The organism is Shivajiella indica (genome assembly GCF_042683085.1).
GTDB classification, from domain to species: domain Bacteria; phylum Bacteroidota; class Bacteroidia; order Cytophagales; family Cyclobacteriaceae; genus Shivajiella; species Shivajiella indica.
On record NZ_JBHUIV010000014.1, the window covers coordinates 132,699 to 152,920 of the forward strand.

11 protein-coding genes are annotated in these 20,222 nt (G+C 40.2%); 2 read left to right on the forward strand and 9 right to left on the reverse strand.

All coding sequences use genetic code 11. The features are described 5' to 3' along the window. Positions 1–11: 11 nt before the first annotated feature. Both ACFSKV_RS09090 and ACFSKV_RS09095 read left to right on the forward strand, forming a co-directional pair. On the forward strand, positions 12–5,669 hold the full coding sequence (locus ACFSKV_RS09090; RefSeq protein WP_380801643.1) for an SDR family NAD(P)-dependent oxidoreductase: 5,658 nt from the start codon (positions 12–14) through the stop codon (positions 5,667–5,669). 5 nt (positions 5,670–5,674) lie between these two features. Then, a complete protein-coding gene (locus ACFSKV_RS09095) occupies positions 5,675–8,896 on the forward strand; it encodes a non-ribosomal peptide synthetase (protein WP_380801644.1) in 3,222 nt (1,073 codons plus the stop codon). A 54-nt stretch (positions 8,897–8,950) separates the two neighbouring features. On the opposite strand, the gene ACFSKV_RS09100 is transcribed toward ACFSKV_RS09095, so the two are convergent. The 9 genes from ACFSKV_RS09100 to ACFSKV_RS09140 form a co-directional block, all read right to left on the reverse strand. Next, complete coding sequence (locus ACFSKV_RS09100) at positions 8,951–9,601, reverse strand: DUF6629 family protein (protein WP_380801645.1); 651 nt, start codon at positions 9,599–9,601, stop codon at positions 8,951–8,953. A gap of 62 nt (positions 9,602–9,663) precedes the next feature. After that, positions 9,664–10,668: an NAD-dependent epimerase/dehydratase family protein gene (locus ACFSKV_RS09105; protein ID WP_380801646.1), complete on the reverse strand. Its 1,005-nt coding sequence runs from the start codon at positions 10,666–10,668 to the stop codon at positions 9,664–9,666. Next, a complete protein-coding gene (locus ACFSKV_RS09110) occupies positions 10,665–12,311 on the reverse strand; it encodes a fatty acid CoA ligase family protein (RefSeq protein ID WP_380801647.1) in 1,647 nt (548 codons plus the stop codon). The genes ACFSKV_RS09105 and ACFSKV_RS09110 overlap by 4 nt, the downstream gene beginning before the upstream one ends. Next, positions 12,304–13,191: an alpha/beta fold hydrolase gene (locus ACFSKV_RS09115; protein ID WP_380801648.1), complete on the reverse strand. Its 888-nt coding sequence runs from the start codon at positions 13,189–13,191 to the stop codon at positions 12,304–12,306. The genes ACFSKV_RS09110 and ACFSKV_RS09115 overlap by 8 nt, the downstream gene beginning before the upstream one ends. Before the next feature lies 1 nt (position 13,192). Further along, positions 13,193–14,704 (reverse strand): MICOS complex subunit MIC60, encoded by a 1,512-nt coding sequence (locus ACFSKV_RS09120; RefSeq protein WP_380801649.1) that lies wholly within the window; start codon positions 14,702–14,704, stop codon positions 13,193–13,195. Beyond that, on the reverse strand, positions 14,701–15,795 hold the full coding sequence (locus ACFSKV_RS09125) for a sulfotransferase family protein (protein ID WP_380801651.1): 1,095 nt from the start codon (positions 15,793–15,795) through the stop codon (positions 14,701–14,703). The genes ACFSKV_RS09120 and ACFSKV_RS09125 overlap by 4 nt, the downstream gene beginning before the upstream one ends. Before the next feature lie 13 nt (positions 15,796–15,808). Further along, positions 15,809–16,339 (reverse strand): adenylyl-sulfate kinase, encoded by a 531-nt coding sequence (gene cysC / locus ACFSKV_RS09130; protein WP_380801653.1) that lies wholly within the window; start codon positions 16,337–16,339, stop codon positions 15,809–15,811. Between the two features lie 258 nt (positions 16,340–16,597). After that, on the reverse strand, positions 16,598–18,664 hold the full coding sequence (locus tag ACFSKV_RS09135; RefSeq protein WP_380801655.1) for a protein-disulfide reductase DsbD family protein: 2,067 nt from the start codon (positions 18,662–18,664) through the stop codon (positions 16,598–16,600). A gap of 129 nt (positions 18,665–18,793) precedes the next feature. Further along, positions 18,794–20,182 carry a dipeptidase gene (locus ACFSKV_RS09140; protein ID WP_380801656.1) on the reverse strand — a complete coding sequence of 463 codons (1,389 nt, stop codon included), beginning with the start codon at positions 20,180–20,182 and terminating at the stop codon, positions 18,794–18,796. Positions 20,183–20,222 lie beyond the last annotated feature (40 nt).

Below are 20,222 nucleotides of genomic sequence, written 5' to 3' on the forward strand. Positions count from 1 at the left end.
TCTGTGAACTTTTGAGAAAGAATGAAATGAGCAAAGGAGAAATTCAGAAATGGTTAATTGAACAGATTGCTGAACTTGCACATATAAATCAAAGTGAAATTGATATTCATGAACCATTTTCCAACTATGGACTTACTTCAAGAGATGTTGTGACCTTATCCGGTGACCTTGAAGAATTATTGGGGCTCAGACTTTCACCGACTTTGGCTTATGAATATCCAAGTATTGCAGCACTATCACTCCACCTTTCAAAATCTGAAGAATCACAAAACGAAGAAAACAAAGAAAATATTTCTTTATACTCCAAAAACGAAGCCATTGCCATCATAGGAATGGGATGTAGATTTCCAGGTGCTGATAATCCTAAAGCCTTCTGGGAAATGTTGAAAAATGGTGTGGATGCCATTTCAGAAATCCCCGCCGACCGGTGGAACAAGCAGACATATTATCATCCAAACCCTTCCGTTCCGGGAAAATCCATTTCCAAATGGGGAGGTTTCCTGAGTAATATCGACCAATTTGACCCTTTCTTTTTTGGTATTTCACCCAACGAAGCCAAACAAATGGATCCCCAGCAACGCTTATTGCTGGAGTTATCCTATGAAGCATTGGATAATGCCGGTCAAAGTACCGAAGAATTAGATGGCAGTCAAACAGGTGTTTTTATGGGAATTTCCGTCAATGAATACAGTCATAACCAATTTGACGACCCTTTGACCATATCAAGCCATTCCGGTACCGGAGCTGCACTGTCCATTGCAGCCAATCGTATATCCTATTTTTATAATTTCAAAGGACCTAGCATTTCTGTCGATACCGCCTGTTCTTCCTCCCTTGCAGCGGTCCATCTTGCTTGCCAAAGCCTCAGAAATGGAGAATGTCCAATGGCCCTCGCCGGAGGTGTGAATATTATCTTATCCCCAGTTCATTCGATAGCCTTTACCAAAGCAGGAGTACTTTCTCAGGAGGGTAGATGCAAAACCTTTGATTCAGAGGCCAATGGTTATGTCAGGGGAGAAGGAGGTGGAATAGTGATTTTGAAAACGCTTTCTAAAGCCCTTGCAGACGGTGATCCCGTGCTTGCTGTAATTTCCGGAACTGCTATGGCCCAAGATGGAAGAACAAATGGACTGATGGCCCCAAACCGTGAATCGCAGGAGGCTCTTTTACAAGAAGCATATAGAAATGCAGGGATTTCTCTAAATAAAGTTCAATATATTGAAGCCCATGGGACCGGTACACTTTTAGGAGATTCTATGGAAGCCGCAGCCATAGGGACGATTATTGGTAAGGGCCGAAAAAATAACCCTTGTAGAATTGGTTCGGTAAAAACCAATATTGGACACCTTGAAGCAGCAGCAGGTATCGCGGGGCTCATTAAAGTTGTCCTTTCCATGCAACATCGCTCACTTCCTCCAAGTCTACATTATCATTCCCCGAGTCCCTATATCCCTTTTGAAGAACTTAACATAAAAGTTCAACATGAATTGACTCCTTGGATTTCTGATAGCGACCCACTTACTGCGGGGGTAAGTTCTTTTGGATTTGGAGGAACCATTGTTCATGTGGCTCTACAGGAACCAGATCCTAACCTAGGAAAATCTGAAATAAAATCAGCCGATACAGAACTATCAGATTGTTTTATTTTACCCCTTTCAGCAAACAGCAGCGAAGGCCTAATTTCTCTGTCCAATGGTATCAAGGATCTATTGTCCCCTGAAAAAGATATTGCTATTCCTGACCTTTGCCTCTCAATGGGGAAAAGGCGCAGTAAATTCAGCAATAGGATCACTGTTTTGGGAAATTCCAAAGCAGAATTAAGCCTCGGCCTTGAAGCTTTTTCATTAAGTGAACATAGCCCCAATCTCATAACCTCAGACCATTCAGGAAGTCCTTTTACTATTCCTAAGATAGCCTTTGTATTTTCAGGACAGGGGGGACAATGGTATGATATGGGCAAAGAACTCTTGTTGAAAGAGAATGTCTTTTCAGAATCCATTGATAAAATTGATCTGGTCATCCAAAAGTTATTTAACTGGTCTTTGAAACAAGTGCTTCTAGCTGAAGCTGATGAAAAACATCTTGAGAAAATTGATATAGTCCAGCCTTCAATTTTCGCGATTCAGGTGGCATTGGCAGAACTTTGGAAACACTGGGGAATAACCCCGGACGCAGTCTGTGGACACAGCATGGGAGAAGTGGCCGCTGCTTATGTCTCAGGAATATTAAATCTGGAAGATGCCGTTAAAATAGTCTGCCTTCGTAGCCAACTTTTGAAAAAATTAAGAGGAAAAGGAGCCATGTTAGCAACAGAACTTTCTCCAATGCAGGCTGAAGAAATGTTGAAAGGCCAGGAAAATGAGGTTTCCATCGCTGCAATCAACGGGCCTTTGGCAACTGTGCTTTCAGGTAATCCCGAGCAACTGCAGAAACTGAAAGATATTCTGGATAGTCAAAATCTCTTTTGTAGGTGGGTCAAGGTGGATGTGGCTTCCCATAGCCCTCAAATAGAACAATTACGACCATCTTTAAACAAGGCATTGGAAAATATTCAACCCCAACCTTCCCGTATTCCCTTTTATTCAACCGTTTCAGGGCATCTGGAAGAAAATACAAATTTTGAGGCAGAATATTGGATAGACAATATCCGGAAACCGGTTTTATTCTCCAATGCAGTCAATAAACTGTTAGAAAATGGTCATACCATGATGGTTGAAATTGGACCTCACCCTATTCTCCTTGGTGCTATCCAACAAACTGTAAACCTGAACCAAAATGAAATAAAATTACTCCCTTCAATTCGAAGGGAAGAGCCAGAGCGGGAAATATTGCTGCGTTCACTTGGTGTTTTATATGTTGAAGGATTTAAAATAAACTGGGATTACTTATACCCCGACCACTCCAAATATGTGCTGCTCCCTCCTGTCAAATGGAATAGACAACGTTATTGGATGGATGCGGTTTTTCCCGGTTCACGGAATAAACTTCAAGTAGATAATAATTTAGGTCACCCTCTTTTGGGAGTCTCTATGGATCTCGCTAACTCAGCCCTTGTGTGGCAGACCCTACTCAATATGGATTCCCTGCCTTTTTTGAAAGACCATAAGATCGGTGATGAAATAGTTTTTCCCGCTACGGCCTATATTGAAATGGCCTTGCAGGCCGTAAAAGAACGAGGATTGAACCAATCCCATAGTCTGGGGAATGCGGATTTTCGGCAAAAAATGATTTTAGAGGAGGGGAAAAACAAATTAATCCAAGCAATTTTATCCCCAAGCCAGGAAGGTCAATATAGCTTAGGAATTTACAGCAGAAACAATCCAAAATCGAATTGGGACTTCCATGCTTCTATCCAATTCATTCCAAAGGAAGAAGAAAATAACCTAAGGTTAAATTTTCATGAGTTCTTAGACTCCTTCAGAAAAGAAGCCTTAACAGAGCAGTCAAAAGGAGATTTTTATAGTACACTTCAGCTCAGAGGATTAAATTATGGGCCAGATTTCCAGGGGGTTGAACACATTTGGAGCAAACCAAAAGAGGCATTGGCTAAAATCTATTTGCCGGATTCATTAGCCTTTCAAAAAGATGATTTTCACGTACATCCTGTCCTATTTGATGCCTGTCTGCAGGTAATAGCCGGAATCCCTAATGTTTCAATTGGTAATCATCTCTATGTTCCATCAAATTGCTATCAAATCAGATTTTTTTCTAAACCTGAAGGAGAAATTTGGAGCCATGCTTCCCTTAAAAATGAAACTCATTCATATGAAGATTTCCTGGAAGCTGATATCCGAATATTTGATCTGAGCGGAAAAATAAGCATTGATATTACCGGTCTAAAGCTTAAGCGAATTGAAAGAGTTATTCTCCGAAAGTTTTCAAGAAAAGACACTTGGCTCTATCAATTAAATTGGCAGATACGCAATCTGACCATGAAAGGTCAATCTCAAACTAGTGGAAAAAGGAATTGGTTGATTTTTGCGGACTCGGAAGGCTATGGTATTTCCCTAGCGAAAAAACTGGAAGATCAGGGAGATTTCTGCTACCTTCTATCAGCTCAAGAGGCAATAGAAGGAGGTGAATTATCATTGAGGAAAAAAATAGATGATATTCTAAAAGAAATTCCATCTCCATTTATTGGTATTATCCATTTATGGAGTCTGTCCATTCCTCCACAGACCACTGAAAATAATAAAGCAATGGACTTGCTGGGTTGCAACAGCATCCTTCATCTTGTTCAGGCATTGGCAGAACGTTTTGCCGGATCTCCCCGCTTATGGCTTGTAACTAAGGGTGCCCAGTCAGTACAATCTGGTGAAGAGGTTTTAGTGGAGCAATCTCCTATTTGGGGACTGGGCAAAGTGATTTCTTTCGAACTTTCTGAATTAAAATCTGTACGAATTGACCTGGATCCCAAACAGATTACTGAAGAATCCATGACCTATTTGTCCCGACAAATCCTCGTTGAGGATAATGAAGACCAAATTGCATTTAGGGGAAATAACCGCTTTGTTCTTCGGCTAAACCCATTCAAACCTTCCGCTGCTTTCCAAGAATTGTTTTTTCATGGAACCCGTAGCTATTTGATTACCGGTGGTTTAGGTGGATTAGGGCTTGAAACTGCCAAATGGATGATAGACAAAGGAGCAAAACATGTGGTTTTGTTGGGAAGAAGTGAACCTTCTCCTTCCACTTGGCAGGCTTTGGAACAGATGAAAAAAACTGGCGCTAAAGTAGAGATAGCATTAGCCGATGTAAGTCAATACAAGCAGCTACTACCAATTTTTGAGAAATTCGGAAAGCAAATGCCCGAATTAGGGGGAGTTGTTCATGCTGCAGGTTTATTGGATGATGGTGCTTTGGTTAACCTGAATCCTGAGCGGATGAAAAAAGTCATGGATCCAAAGGTCCAGGGAACCTGGAATCTGCATAAGCTGACTTCTAAGCTAAACCTGGATTTCTTTGTGTTGTATTCCTCAGCAGTCTCTGTTCTAGGTTCCCCAGGTCAGGGAAATTATGCAGCGGCAAGCGCCTACTTGGATGCCATTTCCCATTACCGAAGAAATTTGGGGTTACCATGTCTAAGCATCAATTGGGGCCCCTGGGCCGAAGTGGGATTGGCTGCAGAAGCCAAAGAAAAACTGGAAGAACAAAATGTATCCACCCAGCATCTGGTCAAAGTGATTGAGATACAACAAGGGCTTGAAACCTTGGAATATCTCATGACTGAATCTTTAGCTCAGGTTTCAGTTTTGCCATTTGATCTGAAAAACTTACTCGAACTTTATCCCACAGCCGCTGGAATGTCCTTCTTTGAAGAGGTAGGGGGAAGCGAAACGCATGTTTCCAAATTATATGCAAGGCCCAATCTTCGCCAAAAATTTGTAGCCCCAAGGACTGAAATAGAGAAAAAATTGGCTGAGCTTTGGCAGCAAACACTGCACATTGACCAGGTTGGCATCCATGACTCCTTTTTTGAATTGGGGGGGGATTCTGTGCTTGCCGCACAAATCCTTGCCATGGCCCGAAAAACTTATGGTATCAGTATCAATCCACAGGATGCTTTCCAGGCATTTACCATAGAGCGTTTAGGAGAACTACTGGAAGCAGAAATATTAAGACAAATTGAAGAAATGACCGAAGAGGAAGCTAAAAGGAGGCTTGAATAAGGAACATGGCAAACAATGACCTTTCACCGGCAAAAAAAGCACTTTTGGAAAAATGGCTCAAAGGAAAGCAGACTGAAGCCAATAAGACTATTATTTCTCCACGCCCCAATTCCAGTATTATTCCACTTTCTTTCCCTCAGAAAAGGCAATTGTTTCTTGAGTTACTAGATCGTGGAACAGCCGTAAATAATCTTTCAGTTTTTATTCAGATGAAAGGGAATCTGAATTTTTTCGCCTTGGAAAAAAGCGCCAATCAGATTCTTGAACGTCATGAAAATCTGCGGACTTGTTTTTCATTTGATCAAGGACTTCCTGTTCCCCAGCTGAAAAACCAAACTAATATCACCATCACTAAAGTGGATTTGCAAGGTTTTGAAAAAAATATACGGATTGCGGAAGCCCGAAAATTGGCAGAAAAGGAGGTGTTACAGGCATTCGATTTGACCAAAGCTCCATTAATTCGCCTCAAAATTTACCAGATTGATGAGCAGAACCATCTACTATTGGCCATCATCCATCACACCATTGCAGATGGTTGGTCTTTGGGGGTATTTCTCAAGGAACTGATCGCCTTTTATCATTCAAATACCCTAGGAACACCATTAAAATTAATTGATTTGCCCATTCAATATGCTGATTATGCGTTTTGGCAAACCCATGAAGAAAGACAAAAATCAATGTCATCCTCTCTTTCCTATTGGAAAAAGCAATTGGAAGGTGACCTTCCTGTGTTGGATTTACCTACGGATAATCCAAGAGGCCCAAGGCGTACATTCTCCGGTGGTACTTATCGATTTGTCATTCAAAAAGAACAGATAGACGCAATGGAACAAATCAGCAGGGCGGAAGACAGTACTTTGTTCATGGCATTGCTGAGTGTTTTTTATATTTTACTCCATAAATACTCAGGCCAGGAGGATATTTTGATCGGGACACCGATCGCAAACCGAAATCTTCCTGAAGTAGAATCCTTGATTGGGGTATTTATCAACACCTTGGTGATCCGTTCCATTTTCTCTGGAAATATTTCCTTTCGTCAATTGTTACAGAGTGTGAGGAAAGTTTCTTTGGAGGCTTTTTCCCACCAGGATTTACCTTTCGAAAAATTGGTGGAAGAGCTAAAGCCTACAAGAGATCTAAGCCGGACTCCTTTATTCCAGGTAGTTTTCAATTTACAAAATACCCCTTTGCCAAAACTGGAAATGTCAGGTTTGGAAATAAGCTTTTTAGAAATTGATACCGGAATTTCACAATTTGATCTGACCCTGATGATTTCAAAAAGGGAAGGCCAGTACCACGCTTCGGTAGAATACAATAAGGATCTATTTCATCAGGAGACAATTGCCAGAATGTTCCGTTCATATCAATTTTTGCTGCAAGATGCTATCATTCATCCTGATTTACCCATATCAAACCTCCAATGGTGCAACCAAAATGAACTGCAACAACTCCTTCATGAACGCAACCATACCCAAATGGAATTTAATCAACACCTCTTATTCCATCAGGTATTTGAAGCTCAAGTTGAAAAAACACCGGATGCTATTGCTATAATACATCAGGGACAACAATTGACCTATGATCAATTGAACCAGCAGGCAAATTTTCTTGCCCATCGTTTGTTGGAATTTTCAGGTGCCGTTGAATTCAGGGTTGGTATATGGATGAAAAGATCATGGACCTTGCCAGTTGCACTTTTGGCAGTACATAAAGCCGGGGGAGCCTATGTTCCCCTCCATATCACTTATCCTGAGGCCAGGGTTCAGTATATCTTAGAAGATGCTAAGGTAGACATTCTGATCACCAATTTGGACCCTGAATCATATAAAGGACTCAAAGTTCCAGTAATAGAATTGGAAGAAAAACCCCAAACTCTACCCAAAACTTATACAAACCTGCCTTCTCAATCAAGCCCGGAAAATCTGGCCTATCTTATCTACACTTCTGGCTCTACCGGAAAGCCTAAGGGGGTGATGATCAATCATTCCTCTCTTATGAATTTCCTTTGGTCTATGAAAGATAGGCCTGGGATCCATCAAAAAGATGTGCTTTTGGCAATTACCTCGCTTTCTTTTGATATTGCAGCCCTGGAAATCTTCCTACCTCTTATGGCTGGGGCCAAAGTAGTTGTCGCGAGTGAGGAAATGTTGGAAAATCCTGTGTTACTATCCCAAGCAATCGACCAACATCAGGTAAGTATAATGCAGACCACCCCGGCCATTTGGCAACTGCTGTTGGATTCTGGTTGGAAAGGAAAAGCAGGATTGAAAGCTTTGTGCGGAGGAGATGTGTTGACACGGAAATTTGCCAATAAATTATTAGAAAAAGTCGGCAGCTTGTGGAATATGTACGGACCAACTGAGACCACCATTTGGTCAGCAGTCAATCTGATAAATAAGGGAGACCATCCCATTACCATCGGGCAAGCTATTGGAAATACACATCTCTATGTTTTGGATAAATATAAGCAACCCATTCCCTTAAAAGTAGTGGGAGAATTACATATTGGTGGAAAAGGATTGGCAAGAGGATATGCCAATTTACCCATACTCACCAAGGAGAAATTCATTCCTGACCCTTTTTCCTCCCAACCTGATGCTCATATGTACAAAACCGGTGACAGGGCAAGATATATGTCTGATGGATCCATAGAAATTTTGGGAAGGTTGGATGATCAGGTAAAAGTAAATGGTAACCGAATGGAACTGGGAGAGATTACAGCTATATTGTTGCAACATCCTTCCATTCAGGACGGGATCGTGGTAACAAGAACCGGAAGTTCTGGGGAAAAAAAGCTGGTAGCCTATTTTGTACCAAAAAACAATATTTCAATTGGTCCAAATGAGTTAAAAGAATTCATCGGAAGGAAGTTGCCCGGATATATGATTCCTTCCATTTTTGTAAGTATGGCCTCCCTCCCTTTAAGTACAAGTGGAAAAATCAATCGAAAAGAATTACCTGATCCTGAAAGCCTCCTTGAATTAGCCACTCATGTTGCCCCTCGGAATGAGATAGAGAAAATATTGGCAGAAATATGGCAGAATGTGCTCCACTTATCCCAAGTAGGGATTCATGATAATTTTTTTGATCTAGGAGGGGCATCTATGCAGAGCCTGCAAATTGTTGCCAAAGCCAATATGTTCGGAATAAAGATCAATGTAGAACATCTCTTTGAATATCAAACCATCGCCGAATTGGCAAGTTTTCTTGATAAAAAATCAGTTTAATCTTTCCCAACTGAAAATCATCCTATTTCCGTCAAAAAAAATCAACCAGAAATCCTAAGAAGGATTTCCCTCTTTATTCCTGTTTGAGACTACAACCAGAATAACCAACAAACTCAGGATTGCGGCAAAAAAACACCAAACAGAAATTAAATAATTGTTGAAAAAAAGGTAGGTGATAACCAGGGAAGCAAACATCACAGAGGCTAAAAGTTTGGTATACCTTAGGGTGGAAAGAAAAGGCGTTATGGCTATGGTTATAAAATTCAAGGGTTTGAAAATATGGAGATTCGGAAAATCCCTATAGTAACGGATATGATGGTTTTCGACTACTGCTGAAATATCAAAACTGATCAAACAATAAAACATATACAGCGAAGTGAAAATGCCCAATAAGACGAAGTAGCTTAAAATTTTTCTCCTGTTTTTATCCGGTTCCATCAACCAAAAAATCATCGGTGTCCAAATTGGCCATATAGGTTGGGAAATGAACGAATACCCATAAAGTGCAAAAGTGTAAATAGAAGCAAAATCAGGGTTTGTCAAAGATAACCAAAGAAACCCTTCTGCAATTTGATGGAAACTGAATAGTAAAGGTGTACTTGCAAAAAGCAACATTCCCCGGGATTCAGTCTTTTTGACCGAATAATATCCCGGACCGATCAGGCCAACGCCTACTGCAAAACTGGCACCCGCTGAGAAACACATAGCTCTTTATTTTTCAGTCTTTTTTATACCTTTTAATATAAGAATTTCTTATGAATTTAGTATCATTTTATATCTTTTATACTTGATAACCAATTTGTTAAATGCTTCATCCCCTCTTCAATAGAAATCTCTGGTTCATATCCGAAATCCCTTTTTGAAGCGGAAATATCAAACCAATGGGCGGAAGAAAGCTGTTGGGCCAGGAATAAGGTAACCATCGGTTCAGACGGGATGCCTAAAAAACGGGAAGAGGTTTCCAAAACTCTCCCCAAAAACTTTGCGATCAGAGGAGATAGATATTTTTTAACAGGTGAAATTCCTGCTGTAGCCAAAAGTTTTTGGATAAGTTCAGCCATGGGGATTGGATTACCCTGAGATATGAAATAAGCCTTGCCTTCTACCTTTGAAGGATTCTTGATCATTTGATCTAAAACCTTTGTATGGGCCATCGCTGCATTTTCCACATATATACAATCTACCTTATTACGGCCATCTCCCACAATACGAAGCTTACCCTGTTTGGCTTTCTCGATCAAACTTGGGAGTAACTGTGTATCCCCAGGACCCCATATTAAATGTGGACGGAGGCAAACTGTTTTGAGTGAGGAATTATTGGCTGAAATGACAAGCTTTTCAGCCATTGCCTTGGTCTGGGGATAAAAAGCGTTATATTTTTTAGGATAAGGAAGAGATTCATCCTCCCCTTCAGAGTCTTTTCCATCAAACACCACACTGGGAGAACTTGTGAAAACCAAAAATCTAACACCTTCTTCCTTACATGCCTGTATTACATTTTCGGTACCCAGTACATTGGTTTCAAAAAAATCTATGTATTTCCCCCACATCCCTAGTTTAGCAGCAACATGGAATACTACTTCACAACCTTCCACTGCTTTCTTAAGGGCTTTAAAATCTAGTAAGTTGCCTTGGAACTGTATTACTTCCAATTCATCCAGATAGGGATAATTATGCCGGGAAAAGCTCACTACCTCATGCCCTTGGGTTTTCAGGAGACGAACAATGGCAAAACCCAAAAAGCCACCACCACCTGTAACCAAGATTTTCATGTCAGTTTCTTTTTGGCCCAATCTGCTAATTGCTCACGGATAATCTTCGCATTATGTCTGTAATCCACAGGGAAACTGGGATGGAAAAGCAAGGTTTTGATAGGTTTGGTTAAAGGGTGTTCATTGGCCCAGCTCAACAGTTCTTTCTTGAGTTTTTCCCTGTCAATATGCGTATTGCCTTTTTCCATCTCTACACATAAAATTGCTTCCCCATCCACTCCCACCAATGCTGTCCTGTATACATCAGGATGCTTGTTGAAAATATGTTCACATTGAATAGAATACATCTCCTGATTACCTGACTTTACCCGGTGGGATTTTCGTCCACAAAACCAAAAATTTCCTTCGGCATCTTGGTATCCCAAATCTCCCATTCGATGTCTGACTTCATTTCCATCTTGAATTTTTGCCAGTTTAGTAGCGCTTTCCCTTTTGTAATAGGATTGTGTAACATTGGGTCCCTTTACTACAATTTCTCCTACTTGTCCTGGAGCCGCTTTAAGATTTTCAGACCAGGTCGGAATGGCTTCATCCATAATTTTGATAATATCCACTTGGACGCCCTTTATTGACTTTCCTATACAAACCCCATGACCGTTTTCAGTTTTTGTCTGGGTTTCTCTAAGAATCTGATGGCTTCCTATTTTGGTGATCGGCATCGCTTCGGTGGAACCGTAAGGTGTAAAAATTTCAGCATCAGTATTAAGCATAGTAGAAAATCGAACCAAAGCCTTGGTAGATGCCGGTGCTCCTGCAGAAATCACCCTTGTTAAACTAGGAAGCTTGACACCATGCTCTTCCCCATATCTACCCACTTTTTCCAAAAGGGCGGGTGACCCAAACATATTGGTAATTCCAAATTGTTTGATAGGTCCAATGATATGCCTTGGATTTACAGAAGCTGGTTTGGTGGGATCCATATCAGGTATGATGCTGCTTACTCCCAAAGCAGGATTAAAGAGTGCAAAAGGTGGAAAGGTAGGCATATCTATCTCACCCGGGGAAAATCCGAATGTTTCCCGGATCATTTCCAATTGTGCTTTGAAATTCCCATGAGTATAATAAACTCCTTTTGGTAAACCAGTAGATCCGGTCGTAAAAAGTACCGCTGCCAAATCATTGGGCTCTGCCTGAAAAATTGAAGCCGTTGTTTCAGAACCGTCAATTTTCCGAATAGTTTCCAACTTCTTCCCTCCCCAAAACAAACGTGGACCGATAGTAAGGATTTTTTGAATGGAATTTTTCCCCCAGCCAAAAAGAACTCTGGCTATATGTGCTTTGCTGATACCAATAAATCCATCCGGTTCTACCTCATTGATACATTTTTTTAGGTTTTTCAAACCTGTTCCAGGATCAATAAAAACGGGTACAATGCCAGATTGAAGCATGGCAAATCCCAAGATAAAAAAATCAAACCCCGGAGGTACCATCATCAAAACCTTGTCCCCCTTTTTAAAACCAGAGTCTAAAAGACCCCTTGCCATACAGGCAGTTTCATGGGCAAGTTCTTTGAAGGAAATTTTCTTATATTGTGTTATCCCGCTTTTGTCAATACTGTTTTTTTTAGGAAAGGCAATGGCCAATACATCTGGCTGAGCCTTTGCTTTTTCAAAGAGGGCAGATACAATGTTATAATCATTCATTGGTTTCCCTAAAAAAGTTAAGTACCAATTCACCAATTACTTCCTGTTGGTCTTCCAAAATATAATGCCCAGAGTCCTCAAACCTATAGACTTTTGCTTTTGGTAGGTGTTTTTCCCAGGTATTTAGAATGTGCTTGTCAAAAACAAAGTCTTTCATTCCCCAGGCAATAAGAATAGGGGTTTTCTGGAATTGGGCCAAATTTTTCTCCATTTCTGAAATCAGATCATAGCCTGGATCACTGGGATTTAAGGGTACATCTTGGACAAACCGCAAAGTGGCTATTCTGTTTTTCCAGGAATTGTAGGGAGCAGTAAGCCCCTGTCGGACTTCCTTGGAGAGCCTGATGCGTTTGGTTCCTTCCACCGTTGCTACCCCACTAAAAGCATTAAAGGCCCTAATAGCAAATGAACCAATCCAGGTTCTGGCAAGCCGTAGTGCAATCGGAAATCTTTTTATTTTGGGTAAATGAAAAGCTGCAGTGTTCATAAGGACAATCTTCTTGATTGTCTTTGGATGACGGGTCGCATAGGCCATACCTATGATCCCTCCCCAATCATGTACCACTAAATGTATATTTTGGTCAATCCCTTTTTTTTCCAAAAATTCCTCCAAATCTCTGACCCTTTGTTCCAAAGTATAAGCATATTCTTTATCATCAGGTTTATCGGAATAACCACAGCCAATATGATCCGGAGCAAGGCAATGAAAATTTGGTGAAAGTTTTTGGATAAGCTCTCTATAGTAGAAAGACCAGGTTGGGTTCCCATGGAGTAAGATTACAGGTTCTCCTTTTCCCTCCTCTACATAATGGTACTGATGGCCACCAATTGTCTCAAAATGGCTTTTAAAGGGATATAATTTAGGGTTGACTCCTTTCATGTTAGTGTTGCAGAGGCTGGATTAGTTTTACTCCTTTTCCCAAAATAATTTCCAATAGTTTATCCGGATCTTCGTATATGCCTACCCTAGCCAATTGTTCGCTTAATCGGGTAATGATATGCCTATACAGGATTTCGGATTCTACCCCAAATGCCCGAAAGGCCTGAATCAGGTGATGGTCCTCACTTTTATCCCCATAGACTGCTTTCAAGATAACCTTTAAGGCAGTTTGGTTTCTCATCCTTTCCCATTTGGTTCCTTTCCTGAAAAGTTCATTGTACATGGCAACACATAAATCCATATGCCTCTTCTCATCTTGCATGGAAATGGTCTGACAAATTTTCCGAAACAGTTTGTCGGGCATATATTTCTCATGACCGAAAAATTCAAGGTAAGAGGCCCCGATAACCTCCACAATTACAGCGAGGAACATGCCTGTTGCCGGCATAAAGCGGGCAAGCCACATATATTTTTCAGCACCCTTGATCAGAATGTCTGAAACATATTCCTTCGCTTCCAATTTTTCTACCAAAAAACGCCTAAAAATCGCTGAATGCTTTGCTTCATCATTGATAAAAGTGGTCATGGCTTCCTGGATTTCCCTGTAGCGTTTGTAATGAATGATTCCCATACTTAAAGGAGCTATTGCAGTTTGTTCTACAACCAGGGAATGATTGGCCAAGTCTTTAAGGCCTCTAAACTGCCTTTTCCAGATCAGATCTTTAAGCCTTGCAAGCATCTGTTCATTTTTTGGGATAACTTTTGAAGTCAAAATTTCCTCTAGTAAAGTGAAAGATTCTTTTAAATCAAGAAGTATTTGCCTATCAATGGCATCCAATTCTTTTTGAATCCTATCCTTTAAGGCTTCTTCTTCATCACTGTACTTTTTATCCAATTCTTTTTTATCATGGCTGATTTCCGCAATGCGTTTTTTCAATCGGGAAATTTCCTCAGCCTGCTCTTTTTTTTCATTTTCTGTTTCTAAACTCTTTACTTTTTCCCCTTTTTTAAAAAATCCCAAGCGCTGCTGTTCGCTTACTTCAAGTAATTCCCTTTGAAGAATTTCCATTTGATCTTCCAATCTCACATGATCGTACTGAAGCTTTTTAAGAGGGGAAAGAATATATATTGCCTTAAATATGCTCAACTTATCAAAGGGAATACATTCTGCTATATCTTTCATGGCGTCCTCATCCAAAGGCAGACCCCCTTTTTCAATCTGATAGATTTTGCGCTCAATATTTTCTTTTATCATGGGTAAAACCATGAATGTGATTCTTGCGAATTCTCCATCAGGAAGATTTTCAATATAATCCTTTAAATTTTCACCGACATTCTGACTCCAATCAAATGCTGTATCTTTATTGTAATACTTTTCCTCACAGTCCTTGGTATATTGTGTAAAGTCATGGGTTGGGGTGATGTAGAATTCAGGCCTTTCCTTACCCTTGGTTGAACGGAAAGCAGTTTTGTCTTTATTCTCCCAAATTTTATTGATCACAGATAGGTTCATAGCTGAGCGTAGTTCCAGTGTTTGAAAATGGGTTCCAAATATTCATCAACCAAAATCCTCTCCTTTTCCGGTAAGGAATGTTTCAACTGTACGAATTGCTTTTTCTTTGCTGTAAATGATTTCATTTTTTCTTCACAATAAGCAAAATGACCCAAGTTGAGCTCTTCATAAGCATTTTTCAGACTCTTGACAGGATCCTGAATAAAATTATCATAAGCCAATTCAGTCAATTGTCCTTTAGGTACAAATTCTTTCTCCGCCAGATACTTCTGCATCATTTTCGAATAAGTTTCCAAAATAATTTCATTGACATTCACACCCTTGGTCCCTTGCAATGCAAATACCTTCTGCACCACTTCCCAAAACCGTTTGTTGGAGGCATAAACCTGATACGGATTACGGTGAATGAAAATAAATTTGGCTTTTGGATATAAGTTAAGCAACAATTTTATTCTTGCGGTATTGGGAGGGCTTTTTAAAACCAATTGCTTGCCCTTATTGGCAATGGAAATCTTATTGATCAAATAGGAAAATGACTCTTTCCAATCTTGTAATTCCCAATCAGTCAAATTTTCAAACATCACATATTTTTGAAACTGTTCCTCCATCATCTTTGGAAAAAAGTAGCCCCATTGTGCACCCTTTGGATCCAGGAACGTGGTCATCGTGGCATCTTCCTCTCCAGGGAAACGAAAGGATAAAGGCACCCTGTGGACTGAATCCTTCAAATTAAAAATCCGGCAAATGAATTGGAAAAAAGGCAATAGGACTTTTTCCGTACTAAGCATGACTTCAGGTAAAACCATCTGATAGTTGTTATGGTATCCCAACCGGTCATCTTGGGTAAAACATTCATGTAAATAAGAAGTACCACTTCTGTAAAACCCAAGAATGAACAAAGGGTCCTTTTCCAACTTATGACAGCTGATCCTCTGGTTAAAAATGGCCAGTTCAAGCCAGCGAACCGGTTCAAAGACAATGGTCTTTAAAATCCAAGGAGGCGTATTCTTAAGTTTTCGTAATGAAATACCACCATTCTTGATCACTAAACTTAAAAAGGTAAAAATTGGTAGCGGAAAAAGACGGTTCATATTTTATTGGATTTTAAACCTTAATGTTGTCAAGAATAAATGCATAAAGAGTCTCTATACTTTCTTCCTCTTCTTCTAAATCCGTTCTGATAATCAAATCCGGATTTACAGGAATTTCAAATGGATCATTTACGCCCGTTAGATTGGAAATTTTCTCTGGATGTCCCTCAGCAAGAAAGGCTTTTTGATACAATTGTTTTGTATCCCTCTTGAGCAGTGTATCCAAATCACATTGTATCCAAACTGTCTTCACATGTGGGCCATAATCTCTCAACTCCTTCCTGACTTCTTCATAAGGATTGATGGCAGCAAGGATGGCAATAACTCCATGAGTGGCCAATAGATTGGCGACAAAACCCAGTCTACGGATATTCTCATTTCTATCTTCTTTGGAAAACCCAAGATCTCTACAAAGAATTTTTCTGTATTGGTCCCCGTCTATGACTTCAACCTGGAAACCCTTCCCCACTAAAAATTCTTTAACCCCCTTGGCAATAGTTGACTTTCCGGAACCTGACAGACCTGTCAATTGAATCAATAGCATAGGCAGCAATTAGAATAATCCCTCTTTGTCTTCTTAAAACCACGCTCTAAGAAGATACTATATGAGATTTTACCTAATTTACATGCTAATTCTTAAAGAACAAACAGGCTTTGGGGTTTGATTAAAACAACAAAATCAATTTTAATTCCATCGGTGATTTACTGGAATTATTAATTGAAAAATCAAACTTTTGAAGCTAGTTGGGTTTTCCACATCTTTACCTTTCCAAATTCAAATAGGGAGTATTGCAAAGGCTGATCACCTTCTTGTAAACTCCGTTTTTGCCTCTTCCAGAAAATTCACAAAATTCTGGATATTGGTATCATAGGCCTTTGGCTTTACCAAAAGTTCCTCATTGTGGTCCAATATCACATAATAGGGCTGGGCATTATTATTGAACTGGGTGATCTGGAAATCTGCATTCTGCTTTCCAATAGTGGATTTTACTTTACCGTCATATTCGGAGGTGTACCACTCAGATTCCGGGAGTTCGTAACGCTCATCAATATACAAGGCTACCATCACAAAATCTTCTTTCAACCTTTGTAATACCTGTGGATCGGACCATACACGTGCCTCCATTTCACGGCAATTTACACAACCATGTCCGGTAAAATCAATGAAGAGAGGTTTACCGGTTCTTTTAGCTGCAGATAACGCCTGATCATAATCAAAATACCCCTGAATTCCGTGTGGGAAATGCAGGAAGTCTGCGTATTTTGGTACCTCGTCAAGTTTGTTTTCTGTTGTGGCAGCTGCATACCTGTTTTCAAAAATATTGAAATCATGCGTAGCCATAGGAGGAAGATAACCACTCAGTGCCTTTAAAGGAGCTCCCCAAAGGCCAGGGATCAAATAGATGACGAAAACAAAAGTGATTATCGCCAACATTAACCTTGGAACGCCAATATAATCCAATGGATCATCGTGCTTTGTGCGGATTTTCCCCAATAAGTAGAAGCCTAGCAAAGCAAAAATCACCACCCAAATTGCAATGTAAATATCCCTATCCAAAAGACCCCAATGATATACCTGGTCTGCAACAGAGAGGAATTTAAATGCCAATGCCAGTTCCAGGAAGCCCAGAACAACTTTTACCGAATTCAACCAACCCCCGGATTTAGGCAGTGAATTCAACCATTCAGGAAAAACTGCAAATAAGGTAAATGGAATGGCAAAAGCCATTGAAAAGGCAAACATGCCTAAAATAGGCTTCAACAATGCACCTCCAGCAGAACTGATCAAAATGGAGCCAACTATTGGGCCCGTGCAGGAGAAAGAAACCAAAACCAAAGTAAAGGCCATAAAGAAAATGCCTGTCATCCCTCCCTTATCCGCCTTTGCGTCCATTTTATTTACAAAACCACTTGGCAAGGTCAATTCAAACATTCCCAAAAAGGCAAAAGCAAAAAAGATAAAAATCAAAAAGAAAAACACATTAGGAATCCAATGCGTCGATAGCCAGTTCGCAAATTCAGGCCCCTGTATAGCCGCCACCGCTGTCCCGGCAATCGTATAAATTGCTATAATGGAGAATCCATAAAGGAAGGCATTTCTGATACCTGAAATCCTGGATTTTGCCCTTCCGGTAAAAAAAGTTACCGTCATGGGAATCATAGGAAATACACAAGGCGTCAATAATGCTGCCAGACCGGCAAGGAAAGCAATCAACATAAAACCCAACAACCCTCCTCTGTCTTCCTCCTCATCCAAACTGATATAGGTTCTCTCTTCAACAACCTCTGCTTGAATCTCCTTTTCGTTTTTTTCTGATATCCCTACTTCTACTGTTATGGGTTGTTCTTCCTGAGTATTCGAAATTTCTATTGACTCGGAAACCTGCGCCGGAGCAGCCTTGGAAGTCAAAGTAAAATCTTCTTCAAAAGGAATGCACTGTCCTGTAACATCAGTACACATCTGATATCCAATGAAACCTTCTGCTTTTATATCCTCTGAGGTTATTTTTATAGTTTGTTCAAAAGTGCCTGTACCCACAAAATAGGTGACTTCACCCTCCCAAATTTCATCATACTTCTTTTTTGGATTGATTGCATTCAATCCTCCCACAAGAGTAAACCCTTCTGACTGTTTAAGTTCCAACTCGGTCAACATGGGTCCGAGATCGGGATCAAAATCATTAGAGTAGATGTACCAGTCCTTGGGTACTTGGGCTTTAAAAATAATTTTAACCTCATCTCCAACCTTAAGCTCATTTTTAGAAAATTGAATTGTCCACTTCGGAGGGGCAATAATTTGGGAAAAGACTTGTCCGGTGAACAATAAAAACAAGGATAGGATTACACTGATTTTAAAGTATTTTGACATATCGGTGTTATGCTTTACTGATCAATTATAATGGGAGTTGAGTGAAATTAGTTCAGTAATCAATGTAAATTAAGAAAGGAGCCAAAATCCATAAGGATAATTCCAATCAATGAATTTGGCTTTTTCCAATTATTTGCCGGCTTCTTTTTTGAAATGATTGAAAAACAAAGCAATGGTTTCTATTCCCATTAAATAGTTTTTCACTCCATAATGTTCATTAGGAGAGTGCAAAGCATCGGTATCCAAACCGAATCCCAATAAAATGGGATCCAGACCCAATTCCTGTTGGAACAAGGCACAGATTGGGATTGATCCTCCTTCCCTTGTCGGGATGGCCTTTTTGCCAAAAGCTTCCTGAATTGCTAAATCTGCAGCCCTATACCCCGGGGTTTCCGTGGAAACGACTGCAGCAGCACCTCCATGGTGGGGTATAACCTTTACTTTTACTGATTTTGGGGCAATAGCCATGAAATGTTCCTCAAATAGTTTGGCAATTTCCTTATGGTCCTGATTTGGAACCAGTCTCATGGAAATTTTTGCATAGGCCTTGGAAGGTAAAACTGTCTTGGCTCCTTCCCCTGTATATCCTCCCCAAATGCCATTTACATCCAAAGTTGGGCGGATTCCGACACGTTCAATAGTCGTATAACCTACTTCCCCATGAACATCTTCAATATCCAGTTCTTTTTTGTAATCCTCAAGATCAAAGGGTGCCTTGTTCAGATCAGACCTATAGGCTTTAGAATATTCTTCCACTTTATCATAGAAACCGGGAATTGTAATGTGATTGTTTTCATCCTGTAGAGTAGCAATCATTTTACAAAGAATGTTGATGGGATTGGCAACAGCACCCCCATAGGTTCCGGAGTGAAGATCACGGTTAGGTCCTGTTACCTCCACCTGCATGTACGCTAATCCCCTCAATCCAACAGTCACTGATGGATGCTCCAAAGAAATCATATGGGTATCGGAAACCACCACCACGTCTGCTTTAAGTTTCTCCTTATTTTCCTTTACAAAAATATCCAGGTTAGCAGAACCTACTTCTTCTTCCCCTTCAATCATAAACTTCACATTACAGGGAAGTGATTGATCGGCCATCATGGCTTCAAAAGCTTTAATATGCATATAAAACTGCCCTTTATCATCCGCGGAGCCTCTGGCAAAAATGGCTCCTTCCGGGTGCCTTGGTGTCTTTTTGATCACCGGTTCAAAAGGTGGCGAATCCCACAATTCATAAGGATCAGCTGGCTGGACATCATAGTGTCCATAGACCAAAACAGTAGGCAAACCGGGATCAATTATTTTTTCACCATAGACAATCGGGTATCCTGGAGTTTGACAAAGCTCGACTTTATCTGCACCCGCCTTCTCTAGGCTTTCTTTGACGAATTCAGCAGCTGCAAAGACATCATTTTTAAATTTGGGATCTGCGCTCACTGAAGGAATACGCAATAAGTCAAAAAGTTCATGGAGAAATTTTTCCTGGTTTTCCTGAATATATTGTTTTACTGACATAAATGGGTTAATTCTGATATTTTTTGATTCGTCCAAAATT